13 protein-coding genes and 1 pseudogene are annotated in these 19,371 nt (G+C 69.6%); 3 read left to right on the top strand and 11 right to left on the bottom strand.

Annotation, left to right across the window (positions count from 1 at the left end):
- Nucleotides 1-117: 117 nt before the first annotated feature.
- The 7 genes and pseudogenes from ACFC1X_RS30195 to nrdR form a co-directional block, all read right to left on the bottom strand.
- Nucleotides 118-1,245, bottom strand: coding sequence for a hypothetical protein (locus tag ACFC1X_RS30195; protein ID WP_376359472.1), 1,128 nt, complete (start codon nucleotides 1,243-1,245; stop codon nucleotides 118-120).
- Between the two features lie 1,135 nt (nucleotides 1,246-2,380).
- Nucleotides 2,381-2,704, bottom strand: a complete 324-nt coding sequence (locus ACFC1X_RS30190; protein WP_376359469.1) for a helix-turn-helix domain-containing protein — start codon at nucleotides 2,702-2,704, stop codon at nucleotides 2,381-2,383.
- Nucleotides 2,701-3,825: pseudogene (locus tag ACFC1X_RS30185) on the bottom strand (tyrosine-type recombinase/integrase). Before ACFC1X_RS30185 ends, ACFC1X_RS30190 begins: the two are co-directional and overlap by 4 nt.
- Before the next feature lie 103 nt (nucleotides 3,826-3,928).
- Nucleotides 3,929-4,075: a hypothetical protein gene (locus ACFC1X_RS30180; protein WP_376359466.1), complete on the bottom strand. Its 147-nt coding sequence runs from the start codon at nucleotides 4,073-4,075 to the stop codon at nucleotides 3,929-3,931.
- Nucleotides 4,076-4,248: 173 nt separating this feature from the next.
- Nucleotides 4,249-5,037 carry a DUF1883 domain-containing protein gene (locus ACFC1X_RS30175; RefSeq protein ID WP_376359463.1) on the bottom strand — a complete coding sequence of 263 codons (789 nt, stop codon included), beginning with the start codon at nucleotides 5,035-5,037 and terminating at the stop codon, nucleotides 4,249-4,251.
- A 209-nt stretch (nucleotides 5,038-5,246) separates the two neighbouring features.
- Entirely contained in the window at nucleotides 5,247-8,150 is a 2,904-nt protein-coding gene (locus ACFC1X_RS30170; RefSeq protein WP_376359459.1) for a vitamin B12-dependent ribonucleotide reductase, read from the bottom strand.
- A gap of 167 nt (nucleotides 8,151-8,317) precedes the next feature.
- Complete coding sequence (gene nrdR / locus ACFC1X_RS30165) at nucleotides 8,318-8,875, bottom strand: transcriptional regulator NrdR (RefSeq protein WP_376359456.1); 558 nt, start codon at nucleotides 8,873-8,875, stop codon at nucleotides 8,318-8,320.
- A 561-nt stretch (nucleotides 8,876-9,436) separates the two neighbouring features.
- On the opposite strand from nrdR, the gene lexA reads away from it, so the two are divergent.
- Nucleotides 9,437-10,216, top strand: a complete 780-nt coding sequence (lexA, locus tag ACFC1X_RS30160; protein WP_122618505.1) for a transcriptional repressor LexA — start codon at nucleotides 9,437-9,439, stop codon at nucleotides 10,214-10,216.
- Between the two features lie 115 nt (nucleotides 10,217-10,331).
- On the opposite strand, the gene ACFC1X_RS30155 is transcribed toward lexA, so the two are convergent.
- The 4 genes from ACFC1X_RS30155 to ACFC1X_RS30140 form a co-directional block, all read right to left on the bottom strand.
- Nucleotides 10,332-12,350 carry an ATP-dependent DNA helicase gene (locus tag ACFC1X_RS30155; protein ID WP_376359452.1) on the bottom strand — a complete coding sequence of 673 codons (2,019 nt, stop codon included), beginning with the start codon at nucleotides 12,348-12,350 and terminating at the stop codon, nucleotides 10,332-10,334.
- A gap of 169 nt (nucleotides 12,351-12,519) precedes the next feature.
- The gene (locus tag ACFC1X_RS30150; RefSeq protein WP_376359449.1) at nucleotides 12,520-13,176 is read right to left on the bottom strand and encodes a GNAT family N-acetyltransferase; all 657 of its coding nucleotides are present in this window, start codon (nucleotides 13,174-13,176) and stop codon (nucleotides 12,520-12,522) included.
- Between the two features lie 94 nt (nucleotides 13,177-13,270).
- The gene (locus ACFC1X_RS30145; protein ID WP_376359446.1) at nucleotides 13,271-15,175 is read right to left on the bottom strand and encodes an IucA/IucC family protein; all 1,905 of its coding nucleotides are present in this window, start codon (nucleotides 15,173-15,175) and stop codon (nucleotides 13,271-13,273) included.
- 45 nt (nucleotides 15,176-15,220) lie between these two features.
- Complete coding sequence (locus ACFC1X_RS30140; protein WP_376359562.1) at nucleotides 15,221-16,525, bottom strand: aminotransferase class III-fold pyridoxal phosphate-dependent enzyme; 1,305 nt, start codon at nucleotides 16,523-16,525, stop codon at nucleotides 15,221-15,223.
- A gap of 296 nt (nucleotides 16,526-16,821) precedes the next feature.
- On the opposite strand from ACFC1X_RS30140, the gene ACFC1X_RS30135 reads away from it, so the two are divergent.
- Nucleotides 16,822-18,060: a trypsin-like serine peptidase gene (locus tag ACFC1X_RS30135; protein WP_376359443.1), complete on the top strand. Its 1,239-nt coding sequence runs from the start codon at nucleotides 16,822-16,824 to the stop codon at nucleotides 18,058-18,060.
- A 76-nt stretch (nucleotides 18,061-18,136) separates the two neighbouring features.
- Nucleotides 18,137-19,348 carry a trypsin-like serine peptidase gene (locus ACFC1X_RS30130; RefSeq protein WP_376359440.1) on the top strand — a complete coding sequence of 404 codons (1,212 nt, stop codon included), beginning with the start codon at nucleotides 18,137-18,139 and terminating at the stop codon, nucleotides 19,346-19,348.
- Nucleotides 19,349-19,371 lie beyond the last annotated feature (23 nt).

The following is a 19,371-nucleotide window of genomic DNA, read 5'->3' as shown; positions in this document are numbered from 1 at the left end:
GCATGAGTAAGGGGCGTCCGCCACGGCGGACGCCCCTTACTCAACGGTGATCAGGCTTCAGTGATACTGGCGCAGGCCACTTTTTCCGGGCGTGCGGTATTCAGAGGTGGCCGTTGATCAGTTCCGGGTGTCCCGTTTGCGGGCAGCGACATAATCGGTCCAGTCACGCTTGGCGAAGTTCGACCATCGGACGGCGTTGTCGACGCTGGTGCCGGTGAGGTCCGCGAGGACGGATGCCGGCAAGTTCGCGGCCAGAGCCAGGCGTGCAGTGTTGCGACCGCCAAGCCCGTAGAGGCCGTACTCGCGGAACTTCAGGCTGAGGTATTCCACACGCAAGGGGCGCGCTGGGCTCTGGCCGGGCATGAGCCAGGGCCGTGTGTCAGCAAGTTGGTTCAACCGCCAGCGATTCGCGGACTGATCACGCAGGCGTCGGATGAGGTGCGCTAGCTTCGGCAGCAGGTGTAGGCGTCGGCCACTGAGGTCAATCTGAAGCGACGTTCCATCGTCGACGAGGTCGTCCTTGGTGAGCTGCAGAACCCTTGAGCCCTGGAGTCCGAACAGCAGCATGAGTGCGCCTGCGACCCGCACCCAGAGAGGGAGTTCTTCGTCATCGATGCATCGGCGTAACTGGGCCACCCGCTCGGCGTCTTCAATAAAGGTGACGGGGTGGGCTCTGCCGGGCAGTGGAACCTTAAGGTCGCCGATGAGATTGTGCTTGCTGGCCCAGACGATGAAGGCCCGGATGTGCTGTCGGGTGCTAGTTCCCTCGTCCAGCCATCGGGCTAGTTCAGGCTGCCTGAACTCTCCTAGGTTTATGCCTTGTTGGTCGAGCCAGACGAGAAGTTCCAGCGTGCGTCGAAGGCGTGATCGGAGGATGCTCTCCGTGCCGCCCTGAACCCGTTTTCCCCCACGCCGGTGATGAGCTTGCCTGAGACGGCGTAAAAGGAACCAATGGGCGAACGGGGCCGCGATCTTTCGGTGATGCTCAGGGGCGGTTGCCAGCAGTTGTTCGACCCAGACTGGCTGCCGCTCGAGGTATTCGTCCCGAAGCGGTAGGACACCTGCGGTGACCAGGAGTTCGCGCGCGTAGTGCGTCGCATGGGTGGCAGGGAATGCGTCCAGACGCTCGTGAGTGATGGGCTCGCCGGTTGCGGCCAACTCCACCAGCAGGCGGGGGGCTTTGCTGCGGTCGAGCCAGCTGAATAGGCTGCGCGGCCGGTCGGCCGCGCAGAGCGCCTGCCTCACCAGCTCAAGGTGGGATGGATAGTGCCGTCGTCTGCACTCAGGAGATCGGTGAGTCGCTCGGCCAGGACGCAGCGAGCACAGCATCCTGCCTGGTAGAGATCCCCGCTGCGGTCACACTTGCGGCACGTGTAGGTCAGCTCGACTCCCACGCAGGGGCCGCAGAGCTCCTCGCCTGCAGGGTTGAGCCCGATGAGCGGGCGCTGTTCGCCGCAAGCAGCGCAGGAAGCTGGATGGGAACGAACGTATTCGTAACATGTTCGGCAGACGGGCCCCATGGGCCATTCTGCGTGGACCGGCTGCGACCTCGAACAACGGGAGCACGGTCGGCGGGGCCGGGGTCGGCACCCCTGGCAGACCGGCGTTCCAGATGCAATTCGGTCGCAGGGACGGTGGCGGCCGCAGGTCGCGCAGACCGCGGTCTGCGGCCGGTAGCAGTGCGCGCAAAGATCGGGTTGCTCGCCCCTGGCTCGCTGCACGATGCGGCTGACGGAGCCGCATTTCCCGCAGGTCCTCTCAGGCTGTCGGTAGCACCGGCGACAGACTGGGCCCACGTCTGTGAACGCTTGCGCAGGGGCCATCACTCCGCAGCTGCTGCAGAGCCGATCCGGCCGAGGAACGCACCTCTGACAACGAACGGTTCCGTCTGCCAGACGGGCTGCGGGGCGCCGTACTCGACCACACCCGCCGCATTCCAAAACCACTTCCTTGCCGTAACAAGAGCCGCAGAGCGCACCCTCCGGCCTGCGGGCATAGATTCGTGCCACCCGCCGACAACGACCACATGCCTCCCGTCGCTCTCTTCCTGAGCAGTTGGAGCAAACACGGCCCGCCGACGTCCGGTGATCCAGATGGACCGTGACTTTGCCGCAGCCGGAGCAGGCCGGCGGCGCGATGTCAGCGTGCCCCCTGTTGATCAGGGCGTGAGCAAGCCGCACCAAGGCAATCGGGAAATCGGCTCCCGGCTGCTGCAAAGCCTCGGGGCGCTGTCGGAAGTGCTCTTCAAGCAGGTTCCAGGAGCGGCCTCGAATCCGTGCCGCATCGGTGACCTGGATCGCTCCCTCTGGCGTCAGATCGCCGACCGCCTCTGTCAGGAATGCCAGCACGATGGCGCGTGCCGCCGCCGCCTTCGTCTCTTTCATGTCAGGTCGGGGCGGCGGATCGTACTGCGCCGGACGCGCGGAGCGGTTGCGGACTGGCCTCCATCCGCTTTGCGGACCTCGGCGTTGACGACGTTGATATCGATCAGATCGTTAGGACGGCAGTCGAGAATGTCGCAGAGCGCCGCGAGGGTGTCCATCGACAACCTTTGTGGCGTCTGAGTTACCAGGCGGAAAACCTGTTCCCTCGACAGGTGGATGCCGCGTTCGGCCAGCAAGGGCACCAGGTCCGAGGTCTGAAACATGCTCTTCTCGGCCATTCGTAGCCGTAGTTGCCAGGTGATCCCCATCTTCCGGATCACGGTGAGCCCTCCCATAGGTCTGCGTGACGCTCCTTCAGCACGCGCTGCAGGAGCCGGTTGCGGTAGTCATCGGAGACACCGGTATAGATCGCCATGGTGCTTGCGTAGGCGTGGCCGACCTGATCCTGGACGAAGCGTTCGGGGTAGTCGAACTCGATCAAGTGCGTCACGTAGCTGTGCCGCAAGGAGTGCAAGTCGAGTTCGTCGGGCAGGTCTGCCGATCGGCGAGCGGTGTCGAAGGCCTCGTCGAGGCGGCGGGGAGATAACCGTCCCCGCCGCTCGGTGACCCAGAGCGCGGGATGCTTGGCCGGCTCGAAAGCCGGACGGACCTCGTCGATGTACTGGTTCAGCACGTCCACGACCCAGTCCATCTCCGGGACGGTGAGCACACTGCGTCGCTTGGGCGGCCCGCCCTTGGAGGCCTTGCCGTGCCGAACGAACAGAGCACCAAATCGCCCGTAGTCCGGTGCCTTCGGGTTTCTGCGTAGATCAGCAAGATCCAGGCCTCATGCCTCCCGACGGCGCAGGCCGTAGGCGTACACAGTCTTGAGAAGTATGGCGTCGCGCAAGGCGGCCAGCGAACCCTTGCGCCCTCGGCGACGGATTTCCTCGACCCGAGCATCCGCTGCGTCGAACAGCGCCTGCACTTCATCGTATGTCAGCGGTCGACGACCGGATCGGCCCTCGTATTCGCTGGTGTGCACGACGGTGTTCCACTCGTGCAGGATCTGTACGGGCACCTGCCCGAAGCGGTCCGTGCAAGTGCACGGCCAGCCGTAGCGCGCATCGGTGGTGTACTCGCAGAAGAGCCGCAGGGCGTTCTGATAGTTCCGCGCCGTCGACACAGCCAGCTGCGGGTTCCGGGTCCTGAGGTGATCGAAGAACGCCTCCACCTCCACCGGCGCCCACTGCCACGGGTACTGGTTGGAGAACTCCGCGAAGCGCCGGACCAGCGGCACCCGCGGCTTGATCGTCGCCTTCTCATCCAGAAAACGGGTGCGCTGCTGGCGAGCCCACCCCTCCAACATGGCCTCAAAGACGGCCGGTTCGGGATCGAGATGAACGACCCCGTCAGCGAGAACCAGGTGCGCAGCACCGGGCAGATCCACCGCTCGACTCACGTTGCATTCAACGCAACATCGTTAAATTGGTTACGCCGAGGACCTGACCAGCGGTCATGATGCGACCGCCCCAGGCGAGAGTCCTGGCCTGGGGCGGCCAGGGTCACTTCTTCTTGCTCTTGCTCGACGGCGCCTGCGACAGCGCGCTTGCCGCCGCGGACTTCTCCGCCTTGGTTGACTTCGGGTTGGCCAGGACCTTAGCTGCGGCCGAAGCGGCCTTCTTACCCGTTTGTCGCGGATTCTTGGGCATGATCACGTTTCCTTTCGTACCACTTTGCGTCGCGGCTCAGAACGTGATGTCATGCATGCCTGGATGCGGTACAGGACGTCACGTTCTGGCTGCGGTGATCGTCTGACCCGTCCGAAGGGTCAGACGATCACCAATCCGGCGGCTCTTCCGCCGGAATTCTCAAACAGTTCGAGTCACCCAGCATCACGTTGGGCGTCGCCCTCTCGAATCACGCTGGCGATCTCATTGGCGATTTCCTCGACCGTGTACTGTGCGGTACTCCTCGCCAACTTGTCAGCCAGGGACGGGCTTTGCGCCATGACCTCGTCCTTGGTGATGTTGTGCCAGATGGGCAATAGGTTTTGTTGCCCTGTCACGTACCTCGTCACCAAGCCGTCAAGCTCGTACTGGGGCCACCCCTTCTCGAAGAAGGGGCGCGAGAGAATTACGATGCCGAACTGGCTGCTAGCCAAACCGTGGTCGATCTTGCGGCGGAGGCTGTCGCCGATCCTCAGTTCGAGAATGTCGAGCCACACGGAGATGCCGGCTTCTTGCAGATACTGCGCGAGCGGTCGGGCCACGGCCTCTTTGTCTTCACTGGCATGGGAGATGAAGACATCTCGTACGGGCTCGCTGCGGCCTGCAGAGTAAGGCGGCAACTCATGCCTGATGCCCGCCAGGGAACCAGCATTGCTCGGGCGGAGCGCAGGCAGCGGGGGCGGTTCGACGGAGGCCGAAGACCTCACCTTGCCCTTGAGTCCCATTAGATCAACGGTCACGTACCAGTGGCCGCTGCTCGGAATCGCAAGACGTACCGGAGAGCGCCTTGCCAGCCCACCGATACACCGGTGGTCTCGCCCGCTTTTGTACTTCTGATAGTTGCTGCTGCCCATCAGACGCACATTGGCTGCGCTTCCGGACAGATTGATGACTGCGGTCGCACCCTTGGACTGGCGACCGAGATCGTGGACTACGTAGTCCATGAATTTTCCGCTGTATCACCTTCACCGGGGACCTGTAGGGCGGTTGCGCCGGATGCAACATTGTTGCGTGCGCTTCAGCGGCGGGTGTATCCCCAGGCCAGCCGCTACGCGGGAGGGGCGTCAGCACGAGGCTGACGCCCCTCTCATCAGGGATTACTTGTCAGGTGAGCGTTTGCCGAGTGTTGCACTCGATGCAATTCCGCCCAGTTTCAGCTGCAACCGCTGGTCGAGCCGCAGCCCTCGCAGATGTAGCAGGAACCGGCCCGCTGCATCTTCGTGCCGCAGGAGAAGCAGAGCGGGGCGTCCGCCTGGATGCCCAGCTGCATCTCCACCAGCTCGGCGCTGGTGTGCGCCTGCTGCGGGACGGGCTTGACGGCCTCGACCTCGGCCTTCGGCGTGGCGACGGCCTTCAGTTCCTGGGCGCGCGGCGCGGACTGCGCCAGGCCCTCGACGTCGACCTCGTCGTCCGAGGGCTCGTACGAACCCGTCTCCAGGTGGCGCTGACGCTCCTCGGCGGAGTGGATGCCGAGCGCGGAACGCGTCTCGAAGGGCAGGAAGTCCAGCGCCAGGCGGCGGAAGATGTAGTCGACGATCGACTGCGCCATCCGCACGTCCGGGTCGTCGGTCATGCCGGCCGGCTCGAAGCGCATGTTGGTGAACTTCGAGACGTACGTCTCCAGCGGCACTCCGTACTGGAGGCCGACCGAGACCGCGATGGAGAAGGCGTCCATCATGCCCGCGAGGGTCGAGCCCTGCTTGGACATCTTCAGGAAGACCTCGCCGAGGCCGTCGTCCGGGTAGGAGTTGGCCGTCATGTAGCCCTCGGCGCCGCCGACCGTGAAGGAGGTGGTGATGCCGGGACGACCCTTCGGCAGGCGCTTGCGGACCGGGCGGTACTCGATGACCTTCTCGACGGTCTCGCGGATGGCCGCCTCGGTCTTCTCCGTGACGGCGTCGGCCTCGGTCTTCTCCTTCTCCTTGGTCTTGGCGGAGAGGGGCTGGCCGACCTTGCAGTTGTCGCGGTAGATGGCGAGCGCCTTGACGCCCATCTTCCAGGCCTCGAAGTAGACCTCCTCGACGTCCTCGACGGTCGCCGACTCCGGCAGGTTCACCGTCTTGGAGAGCGCGCCGGAGATCCACGGCTGGATGGCGGCCATCATGCGGACGTGGCCCATCGCGGAGATGGAGCGCTCGCCCATGGCGCAGTCGAACACCTCGTAGTGCTCGTGCGCGAGACCGGGGGCGTCGATCACGTTGCCGTTGTCGGCGATGTGGGCGACGATCGCCTCGATCTGCTCCTCCTGGTAGCCCAGGCGGCGCAGGGCCTGCGGGACGGTGCCGTTGACGATCTGCATCGAGCCGCCGCCGACCAGCTTCTTGAACTTGACCAGCGCGAGGTCGGGCTCCAGGCCGGTGGTGTCGCAGGACATCGCCAGACCGATGGTGCCGGTCGGGGCGATGACGGACGCCTGGGAGTTACGGAAACCGTTCTTCTCGCCGAGGCGCAGCACGTCCTGCCAGGCCTCGGTGGCCGCGGCCCAGACCGGCGTGTCGAGGTCGTCCACGCGGACGGCCTTGCCGTTCTCGTCGGAGTGCTGCTTCATGACCCGCAGGTGCGGCTCGGCGTTGCGGGCGTAGCCGTCGTACGGCCCGACGATCGCGGCCAGCTCGGCGGAGCGCCGGTACGACGTGCCGGTCATCAGGGAGGTGATGGCGCCGGCCAGCGAGCGGCCGCCGTCGGAGTCGTACGCGTGGCCGGTCGCCATCAGCAGGGCGCCGAGGTTGGCGTAGCCGATGCCGAGCTGGCGGAAGGCGCGGGTGTTCTCGCCGATCTTCTGGGTCGGGAAGTCCGCGAAGCAGATGGAGATGTCCATCGCGGTGATGACCAGCTCGACGACCTTCGCGAAGCGCTCGGCCTCGAAGGACTGGTTGCCCTTGCCGTCGTCCTTGAGGAACTTCATCAGGTTCAGCGAGGCGAGGTTGCAGGACGTGTTGTCCAGGTGCATGTACTCGCTGCACGGGTTCGAGCCGTTGATGCGGCCGGACTCCGGGCACGTGTGCCACTGGTTGATGGTGTCGTCGTACTGGATGCCCGGGTCGGCGCAGGCCCAGGCGGCCTCGGCCATCTTGCGGAAGAGCGACTTGGCGTCGACCTCCTCGATGACCTCGCCGGTCATCCGGGACGTCAGGCCGAACTTGGCGCCGTCCTGGACGGCCTTCATGAACGTGTCGTTCACGCGGACCGAGTTGTTGGCGTTCTGGTACTGGACGGACGTGATGTCGTCGCCGCCCAGGTCCATGTCGAAGCCCGCGTCGCGCAGGGCGCGGATCTTCTCCTCCTCCTTCACCTTGGTCTGGATGAAGTCCTCGATGTCGGGGTGGTCGACGTCGAGGATGACCATCTTGGCGGCGCGGCGGGTGGCACCGCCGGACTTGATGGTGCCGGCGGAGGCGTCGGCGCCGCGCATGAAGGAGACCGGCCCGGAGGCGTTGCCGCCGGAGGAGAGCAGCTCCTTGGAGGAGCGGATCCGGGAGAGGTTCAGGCCGGCGCCCGAGCCGCCCTTGAAGATCATGCCCTCTTCCTTGTACCAGTCGAGGATCGACTCCATGGAGTCGTCGACGGACAGGATGAAGCAGGCGGAGACCTGCTGCGGCTGGGGCGTGCCCACGTTGAACCAGACGGGGCTGTTGAAGCTGAAGATCTGGTGCAGGAGGGCGTAGGCCAGCTCGTGCTCGAAGATCTCGGCGTCGGCGGGCGAGGCGAAGTACTTGTTGTCCTCGCCGGCCTTCCGGTACGTCTTCACGATGCGGTCGATGAGCTGCTTCAGGCTCACCTCGCGCTGCGGGGTGCCCACGGCACCGCGGAAGTACTTGCTGGTGACGATGTTGACCGCGTTCACCGACCAGAACTCGGGGAACTCGACGCCACGCTGCTCGAAGTTGACCGAGCCGTCGCGCCAGTTGGTCATGACGACGTCACGACGCTCCCAGGCCACCTCGTCGTAGGGGTGGACTCCGGGAGTGGTGTGGACGCGCTCAACGCGGAGTCCCTTGCCCGCCTTGGTGCCCTTGGCGCGGGTACTCCGTGCCGGACCGCTCGCCGTCTCTGTCATGCCGCCTCCCTGTACGGGCGAAAACGCCCTGAAGTGCCGCGTTTGTTCCCGTGGCACGGTGTTTCTGTCTGGTGTCGAGGACATCTCTCACTGCGTCCCCGACAGGTCTTTGTGACGCGCCGCCGTCCGGCCGGGCCCGGGCGCCGAAGCCGGGTCCGGCCCGCCGGTCAGTCGGCGGCGCCTGCGGGCTCGGGGACCTGTGCCGCCCCCGTGGACCCGCGGTCCTTCTGGTTCTCCCGGCTCCCCTCGACGGCCCCGTCGCCGTCGTCGCCGGGATGCCCCGTCGCCTCCCTGAGCTCCGCGATCGCGGCCTCGAAGTCGTCGAGCGAGTTGAACGCCCGGTAGACGGAGGCGAATCGCAGATAGGCGACGAGGTCGAGCTCCTGCAACGGGCCGAGTATGGCCAGCCCCACGTCGTGGGTGGTCAGCTCGGCGCTTCCGGTGGCCCGCACCGCCTCCTCGACCCGCTGGCCGAGCTGGGCGAGCGCGTCCTCGGTGACGGGCCGGCCCTGACAGGCCTTGCGCACACCGTTGATGATCTTCGTGCGGCTGAACGGCTCGGTGACCCCGGACCGCTTCACCACCATGAGCGAGCACGTCTCCACGGTCGTGAACCGACGGGAGCAGTCAGGGCACTGGCGGCGCCTGCGGATCGACGTGCCGTCGTCGGTCGTACGGCTGTCGACGACACGGCTGTCGGGGTGCCTGCAGAAGGGACAGTGCATGGCTTCCGAACCCTCCTCACAGCAGACTCCATAGCCTCGAAAGGCCCTTCAGGCCCCTCGAAGCAGCCCCCAGCATAGGCGATCTCGGCGGGCTCGAAGACCCGGGGGACCACAACTTATGGGCTGCTGTTGCAATCCAACCACTAGATGTGGGGATTGGCGCATACGAACACGCCCCGCACGCATGTCGTCTCCGTACGCACAGACCCGCCCGCGCCCCGCACACCCGGACGGACGTATCGCCGGGAGGCATGCGGAGATAGCGTGGGCACCGCGCGGAGGGGACGTGGGACTACCGCAACAGATGCGGGCCCCACCCCGTCGAACGGGCTGCTGGATGGCAGACTGGGGCGACATCCCCGAGGTTGTCACCACGGCGGTGAAGAGTACAGCAATGTGCCCTTTTGCCGCGTTTTCGCCTGTCGGCCACCGCGGTAGCCATACACCCAGACACACAGTACGAGCGAGCGATTCACGTTTTTTCACTCGAACGTGTGTTTGGCGCAACCTTTCGAAAGCTACTACCGTTGTGCAGCAGGGAGACCATCGAGAGGGGCCGACGTGACCACCACCGCCGACAGTGCCACCATCACTGGCCAGGACCGCCCCCAGGGCCGACCTGAGCCGGCGCACGCGATGAGCGACGCCGCGAATCCCGAGGGACACAAGCGCTCCCTACCGGGCCGACCTCCCGGCATCCGGGCGGACAGCTCGGGGCTCACCGACCGCCAGCGCCGGGTGATCGAGGTCATCCGCGACTCCGTGCAGCGCCGCGGCTACCCGCCGTCGATGCGGGAGATCGGCCAGGCCGTCGGTCTCTCCAGCACCTCCTCCGTCGCGCACCAGCTGATGGCGCTGGAGCGCAAGGGCTTCCTGCGCCGCGACCCGCACCGCCCGCGCGCCTACGAGGTGCGCGGCTCCGACCAGGCCGCCAGCGTGCAGCCGACGGACACCGCGGGAAAGCCGGCCGCGTCGTACGTCCCGCTCGTCGGCCGCATCGCCGCCGGTGGCCCGATCCTCGCCGAGGAGTCCGTCGAGGACGTCTTCCCGCTCCCCCGGCAGCTGGTCGGCGACGGCGAGCTGTTCGTCCTCAAGGTCGTCGGCGACTCGATGATCGAGGCCGCCATCTGCGACGGCGACTGGGTCACGGTCCGCCGCCAGCCGGTCGCCGAGAACGGCGACATCGTCGCCGCGATGCTCGACGGCGAGGCCACCGTCAAGCGCTTCAAGCGCGAGGACGGCCACGTCTGGCTGCTCCCGCACAACTCGGCCTACGAGCCGATCCCCGGTGACGACGCGACCATCCTCGGCAAGGTGGTGGCCGTACTGCGTCGCGTCTGAGCGCCACGGCGGGCGGGCACGCCACGACAGCGCCCCGCCGACCCGACCGGGCCCCGGAACCTCTGCGCCGGTTCCGGGGCCCAGCGCTGTGCGGGACCCCGTGCCGGGCCGGACCTCAGGCGCCCTCCGTCTCCCCGGCGCCCTCCGCCTCCCGGGCCTTCGCGTCGATGGCGGCGAGGGACCTGCGGACCTGATTGCGGTCGGTGGTGAACCAGAAGTCGGGCAGGGACGCCTTCAGATAGCTTCCGTACCGGGCCGTCGCCAGCCGCTGGTCCAGTACGGCGACCACGCCGCGATCGCCCGACGCCCGCACGAGCCGGCCCGCGCCCTGCGCCATCAGGAGGGCGGCGTGGGTGGCGGCGACCGCCATGAAGCCGTTGCCCCCGGCCTCCTCCACCGCCTTCTGGCGCGCGCTCATCAGCGGGTCGTCCGGGCGCGGGAAGGGGATCTTGTCCATGACGACCAGCTGGCAGCTGGGCCCGGGGACGTCGACGCCCTGCCACAGCGACAGTGTGCCGAAGAGGCAGGTCGCGGGGTCGGCCGCGAAGTTCTTGATCAGCTCGCCCAGGGTCTCCTCGCCCTGGAGGAGGATCGGGTACTCCGGGATGCGGGAGCGCAGCTCCTCGGCGGCCAGCTGGGCGGCGCGCATCGAGGAGAACAGCCCCAGGGTGCGGCCGCCCGCGGCCTGGATCAGCTCGGTCAGCTCGTCGAGCATGTCGCCGCGGTCGCCGTCGCGCGCGGGACGGGCCAGGTGCTTGGCGACGTAGAGGATGCCCTGCTTGCGGTAGTCGAAGGGCGAGCCGACGTCGACGCCCTTCCACTGGGGCACGTCGTCGCCCTCGGTGCCCTCGGGTGCGAGTCCGAGGGAGGCCCCGACCCCGTTGAAGTCCCCGCCCAGCTTCAGGGTCGCCGAGGTCAGGACGACCGAGCGGTCGGTGAAGAGCTTCTCGCGCAGCAGGCCCGCGACGGACATCGGCGCGACCCGCAGCGAGGCCCCGCTGTGTCGATATGCGGCTCCGCCGCGGGGCTCGTGCCGCTCGTACCAGACGACGTCCCACTCGGAGCCGTTCGTGATGCGCTCCGCCACGTCGTGCACGGCCTCGACGGAGGCCAGGGCCTGCTTGCGGACCGCGTCCTCGTCCTGCACGGACTTGTCGCGGGTGGCCCCGATGGCCGAGATGACCGTGCGGCAGGCGTCCCGCAGTGCCATCAGGGCGTAGCCGAGGTCCTCCGGGATCTCCTCCAAGCGGCCCGGCAGCGCCAGCTCCATCAGCCGCTCGAAGCCCTCGGCGGCCGTCTGGAGCTGGTCGGCGGCCTTCTCGTTGGCCAGCTTCGCGGCGCGGCGCACGGCGCGGTTGACCTGGCCGGGGGTCAGCTCGCCGGTGGCGACGCCGGTGACGCGGGAGACCAGCTCGTGCGCCTCGTCGACGATCAGCACCTCGTGCTGCGGCAGGACGGGGGCGCCCTCGATGGCGTCGATCGCGAGCAGGGCGTGGTTGGTGACGACGACGTCGGAGAGCTTGGCGCGCTCGCGGGCCATCTCGGCGAAGCACTCGGCGCCGTAGGCGCACTTCGTGGCGCCCAGGCACTCCCGGGAGGAGACCGACACCTGTGACCAGGCCCGGTCGGAGACGCCCGGCGTGAGGTTGTCGCGGTCGCCGGTCTCGGTCTCGTCGGCCCAGTCGCGCATCCGCAGCAGGTCCTGGCCCAGCTTGCTGGTGGGGGCGGCCGCCTCGAACTGGTCGAAGAGGCCCTCCTCCTCGTCCTGCGGGGCGCCCTCGTGCAGCCGGTGCAGGCACAGATAGTTCGACCGGCCCTTGAGCATCGCGAACTCCGGGCGGCGGCGCAGCTGGGGGTGGAGCGCGTCGACCGTGCGGGGCAGGTCGCGCTCGACCAGCTGGCGCTGGAGGGCCAGCGTCGCGGTGGCCACGACGACCCGCTCCCCGTGCGCCAGCGCGGGCACCAGGTAGCCCAGGGACTTTCCGGTGCCGGTGCCGGCCTGGACCAGCAGATGGGAGCCGCCGTCGATGGCTTCCTCGACGGCTTCGGCCATGGCCACCTGGCCGGGACGCTCCGTGCCGCCGACGGCGGTGACGGCGGCGTGCAGGAGTTCGGGGAGTGAGGGCTTCGTCATAGCGCGACCACCCTACGACCCGGCACTGACAAACGGGCGGGCAAGGCGGGTTCGAGGGACGGGAGAGGCGATGCGAGGGGCTGGAGGGACAGGTGGGGCAAGGGTGTCTCCGGGACGGGCGACTGGCTGGCGGGGAGGCGGATGGGGCCCCAGGGGGCGGGCCGGCGCTTCACGGTGACTCGCGCGGCGCCCGTTCGCGGATCATGAGGGCGGCCCGCTTGCCGGGCAGGTCGACCTCGGCGGAGTACCGGTACCCGGCGCCGAGGAACGCCGCGACGGAGGGCGCGTTGCGGACGTCGGGTTCGGCGAGGACCCGCGTGCAGGCGGGCCGCGCGGCGAGGACGAGGCCGGTGACGGCCCGGATGAGCGCGGTCCCGATGCCCTGCCCGCGGTCGGCGCCGTCGCCGATCAGGAGGTGGAGGCCGGTGTCCTGCGGCCTGACGGGACAGTACCGGGCCAGCGGGTCGAGGTCGGCCCGGTAGATCTCCCAGTAGCTCATCGGCACACCGTCGAGCACGCCGACGCACGGGACGCTGCGTCCGTCGCCGGTGAGCTGCGCCCTCACGTGGTCCTCCGTCACGCTCGGCGGCCCGGTCAGTTCCCAGTACGCGGCGACGGCGGGGTCGTTCATCCAGCGGGCGATGAGCGGAACGTCCCGCTCGGCGTGGACGGGCACCAGGTGGAACACGCCCGCCGGTGTGTCGGCGGGGCCCCAGTCGGCGACCCGGCCGAGCAGGTCGTCCCCCGCCTGCCCGTAGAGGGCGACGAACTCCGCGGGAAGGTGCAGGTCGAGGGTGTCGTCGGCGCTCGCGTCGGTGGAAACCAAGGGTTCGCTCCTTCGAGGACGGAGGGGACGGAGGGGGCGGAGGCTGCGGAGGGGACAGGGACCTGGATGGGCTGGAGTCGGGGCGGCGCCCCGCTCAGGCGCGCAGTGGGTTGGCGATGGTGACGTAGACGGACTGCGTGTCCACCGGGCCGACGAGTTCGTCGAGTCCGCGCAGCCGGGTCAGCAGGTTCGCCTTGCAGCGCAGGACGGGCGAGTCGAGCAGGTGCGCCGGAAGTGAACCGCCCAGCGGGGCGGAACCCGGGGCCGGCCCGCTCAGGAACCGTCGGAAGGCGGCGAGCAGCAGTCCCTCGTCGGCGAGGCGCTGGGAGCCGAAGGCACCGATGAGCCCGAACACGTTGTTCACCGCGAGGTAGTACGCGAAGCGCTCGTCGGTGACCGCGTCGGCGACGAACGTGTCGCTCCGCTCGCCGATGCCGGGCAGCCGGGCGTCGAGTACCGCGCGGTGGGACTCCCGGAAGTAGTAGCCCTGGTTGTCGCGGTAGCGGCCGCCGGCGGGCCAGCCGTCGGCGTCCAGCAGGAGGAGCGTGTTCTGCTGGTGCGCCTCCAGGGCGATCCCCGCGTGGGCGTCCAGCCACAGGACGGGACGTACGACGTGGTGGAGGTAGCGCAGGAACCACTCGGCGGCGACGGCTCCGCGCGTGCGGCCGGTCCGCCGGGCGAGTCGTGTGACGAGACCGGCTAGCCGGGAACGGGGGGCGTCGGCGTCGGAAGCCTCCGGGCCGCCGGAACCGTCCACCCGCGCGTGCGGCTGCGGCGCGACGAGGCCGGCGACGCAGGAGACGTCGTCCGAGGGCCGGAAGGGGTTGTGCCGGACGACCACGTCGAGTCCGCGCGCGGGACTGCCGTCCGGTCCGTCGACGGCGAGCCAGGCCGGGTCGCGGACGATGTCGAAGTCCGGGTGGACGGCCTGCCACTGGCGGGACAGTCCGCCGCGCAGCAGCCGGTGGACCTCGACGCCGCGGTGGAGCTCCTTGCGGAGGTTCTCGCGGCGGGAGTTGGTGATGTGCAGGGCCAGCGAGAGCTTGAGCATGGCGGGCGCGCCGGTGCGGTGGACGGTCCGCAGCGAGGATGTGGGATGCCATGGGGCGCCCCGCGCACCGAGGTCCCTGAGCAGCCCGGCGTCGAGCAGCGCGGCGGTCGCGGGGCGGTGCTGGACGGCGCGGAACTGCCAGGGATGCAGCGGCAGGAGTGCGTATCCGTCCGGCGGCGCCGGCCCGTCCGCCGCCAGGCGGGCGGTGAGGTCGGGCGCCGTGACCCGGCGGCCGCGCTCGGTCCAGGCCGAGTCGGTGGCGAGGACGGACGGGGCGACGGCCACCCAGTGCAAGGGGAAGGAGCCGCGCAGTTCGGGTGAGTACCGCCGGGCCTCCGCCTCGGTGAGGCCCTCACGGCTCTTGGGGGTGGGATGCAGCGGGTGCCCGAGCAAGAGCGCCTGCTCGGCGGCGAGGAACAGGTCGGTGCCGGCTTCGGCCGGGGAACCGCCGTCGGGGCTTGCCTCGCGGTCGCGGAGGAATACGGTGGTACGGCGGACGGAGTCGGCCACGCGCGCGACGAGGTCGGTGCCGTCGGGTCCCGGGTCGCCGGACGACTCCCGCGCGAGCAGCGCGGCGAGCGTGACCGCGTCCACGGGCGGCGCCGAGACCGGGGCGCCGGCCAGGCGCGGGAGGCCGAAGCGGTGGTGTCCGGTCGGGGACCGGTGGCGGACGGGAACGGCCAGGGCGGTGCCGCAGGCCGGGAGCGGGATGTGCAGGACGCCGTCGTCCGGAGCGTCCAGGCCGGCCTCGCGGACCCAGCAGCGGAGCAGGTTCTCGACGGTCGCCGCCTGGGCCACGGCGTGATGGCCTGCCATCGCAACACCAGGCGCCGCCGGAACGGCGGCGGTCGCCGGTCTCGGAGCGGGGACCGTCCTCGCGGCGAGTGCCGCCGGCGGGGTGGCGGGCGGGCGGGTACCGGTCGGCTCGGGGGTGGGGGTGGTGTGCAACGCGGTCCTCGTGACGTGCGGGAGTGGGTGCGGCGGGTCTCGGTCTCAGCGCGCGTCGCGCGCCCGGTGGGGTGGGCCGTGGTCGCCGCGGCCCCGTTCCACCGCCTGCACGGCGTCGGCGAGGCGGTCCAGGACCGCCGACGTCTGCTCCTCGGTGACGATCAGGGGCGGCAGTAGTCGTACGACGTTCCTGGCCGGACCGGTCAGGTCCACGATCAACCCGCGGCGCAGACACTCCCGTTGGACGGCGGCGGCGAGTTCGCTCGCGGTGTCGCGGCGCCCGCCGCGGCCAAGGGCCTCGCACACACCGCCCGGCGCCGTCAGTTCCATGCCGATCATCAGTCCGCGCCCGCACACGGCCCCGACGCACGCGAACTCCTCGGCCAGGTCGCGCAGTCGGGACAGTATCCGGTCACCCAGGGCGGCGGCGTGCGCGGCGAGGCGGTGCTCGCGGACGTGGGCGAGGGTCGCCGCGCCCGCGGCCAGGGCGAGTTGGTTGCCACGGAAGGCGGCGGCCCGGGGCCCCGCGGCGTGTCCGCCGTCCAGGTCGGCCCGGTGGACCACCGCGGCCAGCGGCAGGCTGCCGCCGATCGCCCTGGAGAGGACCAGCACGTCGGGGGTGACTCCGCTGTGCTCCACCGCCCAGAAGGCACCGGTGCGGCCGACGCCCGTCTCGGTCTCGTCGGCGATGAGCGGCACGGACCCTTCGGCCGTGATCCGCCGCAGGTCGCGCAGCCAGGGGTCGGGGACGGGCAGGACGCCGTCCTCGCCGCGTACCGGTTCGAGGAGTACTCCGGCGGGTGGTTCACCGGCGTCGGCCGGGCAGCACGCCGTGGCGTCCGCCGCGTGGTGGGCGCCGGTGAGGGTGACGATGCGGGTCCGGCCGGTGGCGGCGCGGACCAGGGCGACGGCGGTGGCGACCGGGTCGGTTCCGCCCGGTCCGCAGAAGCGCACGCGCGCGTGGTCGGCGAGGCCGGGCGGCAGGGTGCGCAGCAGTTCGGTGACGAAGGCGTCCTCGACCGGGGTGGTGAGGCCCATGACCTGCAAGGGAGCGCCCGAGTCGAGAACCCTGCGGATCGCCTCCAGCACGACGGGGTGGTTGTGCCCGAGGGCCAGGGACCCCGCTCCCGAGGCACAGTCGAGGTAGCGGCGGCCGTCGGCGTCCTCGATGGTCAGTCCCCGGGCCCGCACGGGCACCACCGGCAGGGCGCGCGCGTAGGTACGCGCCGCGGTCTCGCGCGCGGGCTGACGCCTCGGAGCGCCCCCGCCCCCACCCCCGCCCTCGGGCCGGGCACACGCGCGCACGACACTCCCGCCACCGGCCGCGATCACCTCGTACGCGGATTCCATCACGGCTTCCCCCACCTCCCGCTGTCCGGACGCGATCCGTCGACGGCGGACCCCCACCGCTAGCAACCGCGGCGGGTGCCGGGGGTTACGGGTTGCCCGAAGATCCTTGCCGGCCGGGCGGCTGTGTCCGAACCGTTGCCGTTCCGTCGGAACTCCCCCACAGGCGCCGCATAGTGTGTGGTCCCGTTCCAGGTCGCCGCCGCTCCGCGGAGTTCGGGAAGCCCGGGAGACCGGGCCGATGCAGCGGAGCGACCGGCGCGGCACCACGTTCGTTCACAGCAGGGGGAGTCGACACCATGCGATCCATACGTCCGTCGTTCAGCATGCGCGGAAAGGGGCGCGGACGGCGCGGGAGCTCCTCCGCGGCCGCCGTGGCGCTCGTCTCGGCGCTCGCCCTCACCGCCACGGCGTGCGAGTCCGGGGACCCGGAGGCGGGCGGCGACGCCTCGGCCTCCGCGACGGCCGCGGACGACGGCAGCGGCAACGGCAACGGCGGGATCCGGATCCCGGACCACATCAAGGACAAGCTCAAGGAACGCGGGATCGACGTCGACGACTGGAAGAACGGCGCCTGGAAGGACTGGAGCAAGGACGACTGGCTGCGCGAGGCGCAGGACTACGTCAACCCGATCATCGCGGGCCTGTGGGACCCGGACCGCATGCGGGACGCCGAGGAGCCAGGCAAGGAGGTCGACGACAACGACATCTCGGGCGACCAGGGCGTCACCGACCCGGAGCCTGCGCCCGTCGAGGCGCGGGCCGTCGAGCCCAAGTACCACGACAACGCCGCCACCGCGGGCAAGGTGCTCTTCGACTCCCCCCAGGGCTCGATGGTCTGCTCGGCGACCGTGGTGAAGGACCCGGCCAACCCCGGCAAGTCCAACCTGGTCTGGACGGCGGGCCACTGCGTGCACGCCGGCAAGAAGGGCGGCTGGTACCGCAACATCGCCTTCGTGCCGTCGTACAACGACGCCGGCAAGTCGGCCGAGCAGCTGCAGAACGCCACCAAGGAGGAGGTCGCTCCGTACGGCGTCTGGTGGGGCGACTGGGCGCAGACCTCGGACCAGTGGATCGAGCAGGGCGGTGCGACGGGCGGTGACGGGGCCCCGTACGACTACGCCGTCATCCATGTGACGCCGGAGAAGGGCAGCGGCGGCAAGTCGCTGGAGGAGACGGTCGGCGCCGCGCTGCCGGTGGACTTCGACGCGCCCGCGGTGCCCGAGGTCGAGAGCATCGAGGCGACCGGCTACCCGGCCGCGCCGCCGTACGACGGCCAGAAGCTGTACCAGTGCCAGGACAAGCCCGGGCGGCTGTCCATCAACGCCGCCGACCCGACGATGTACCGCATCGGCTGCACCATGACCGGCGGCTCGTCCGGCGGCGGCTGGGTCGCGACCGGCTCCGACGGCAAGCCGGCGCTGGTGTCCAACACCTCGATCGGCCCGGTGACGGCGGGCTGGCTGGCCGGTCCGCGGCTGGACAAGGGCGCCAAGGGCGTGCTCGACGCGGTGAGCGGCAAGTTCGCCGGCCAGTGAGGGCGGCCCGTACACCGCGCTGAATCAAGTCCACTCACACACGTTTCACACACGTTCCAACGGGGGTCGTCCCAGCATGCGTTCCACACCCATGTCCGCCGCGCCACGGCGCGCGCGGCGCACCGCACTCGTCGCGGCCGGTCTCGTCACCGCGCTGACGCTCACCGCCTGTGGCGGCTCGGAGAAGGACGAGGCGGACACCAAACCCGCCGGTGGCGCGTCCCAGGCCGCCGAGGCCGGTGACACCGGTGGCGGCGAGGGCGGTCTGCCCGCAGGTGTCGCGGACCGGCTCAAGGAGCAGGGCATCGACGTCGACCGGTGGAAGGACGGCGGCTGGAAGAACTGGGACAAGGACAAGTGGCTCACCGAGGCCAAGGACTTCGTCAACCCGGTGATCGAGGGCCTGTGGAAGCCTGACCGGATGAAGTCCGCCAAGGAGGCCGACAAGACGGTCACCACCAAGGACGCGTCCGCCGACCAGGGCGCCACCGACCCGGAGCCGGCCCCGGTGGAGGCCGTCGCCGAGAAGACGCCGTACCACGACAACGCCGCCCCCGTGGGCAAGGTCTTCTTCGACTCGCCCGAGGGCTCGATGGTCTGCTCGGGCACCGTCATCAAGGACGTCAACCACCCGGGCAAGTCCAACCTGGTGTGGACGGCGGGCCACTGCGTGCACGCCGGCGGCAGCGGCGGCTGGTACCGCAACATCGCGTTCGTGCCGTCGTACAACGACCTCGGCAAGTCCGAGGCGCAGCTGGCCAATGCGACCACCACCGAGATGGCGCCGTACGGCACCTGGTGGGCGAACTGGGCGTCGACCTCGAACCAGTGGATCCAGGGTGGTTCGGAGAACGGCGGCGACGGTGCCGCGTACGACTACTCCGTGCTGCACGTGAAGCCCGAGCAGGGGAGCAAGTCCCTGGAGGAGACGGTCGGTGCCGCGCTGGAGGTGGACTTCTCCGCCCCCTCCGCGACCGAGGTTCCCAGCATGGGTGCCTGGGGCTACCCGGCCGCGGCGCCGTACAACGGGCTGAAGATGTTCAAGTGCGTCGACCGGCCCGGCCGGCTGTCGCTGAGCCCGTCGCTGCCGACGATGTACCGCATCGGCTGCACCATGACCGGCGGTTCGTCCGGCGGCGGCTGGTTCCGGGTGGTGGACGGCGAGACCAAGCTGGTCTCGAACACCTCGATCGGCCCGCTGGAGAACACCTGGCTGGCGGGACCGCAACTGGGCCCGGAGGCCCGGTCGATGTACCAGAACATGAGCAAGACGTACGGCGGCCAGTGACCGCGCGGCCTGCCGGGGCTCGT

It is taken from the genome of Streptomyces sp. NPDC056128, from assembly GCF_042263835.1.
Classification (GTDB): domain Bacteria; phylum Actinomycetota; class Actinomycetes; order Streptomycetales; family Streptomycetaceae; genus Streptomyces.
The sequence above is the reverse complement of the archived record's forward strand: the minus strand, read 5'-3'. Positions and strand labels throughout refer to the sequence as shown.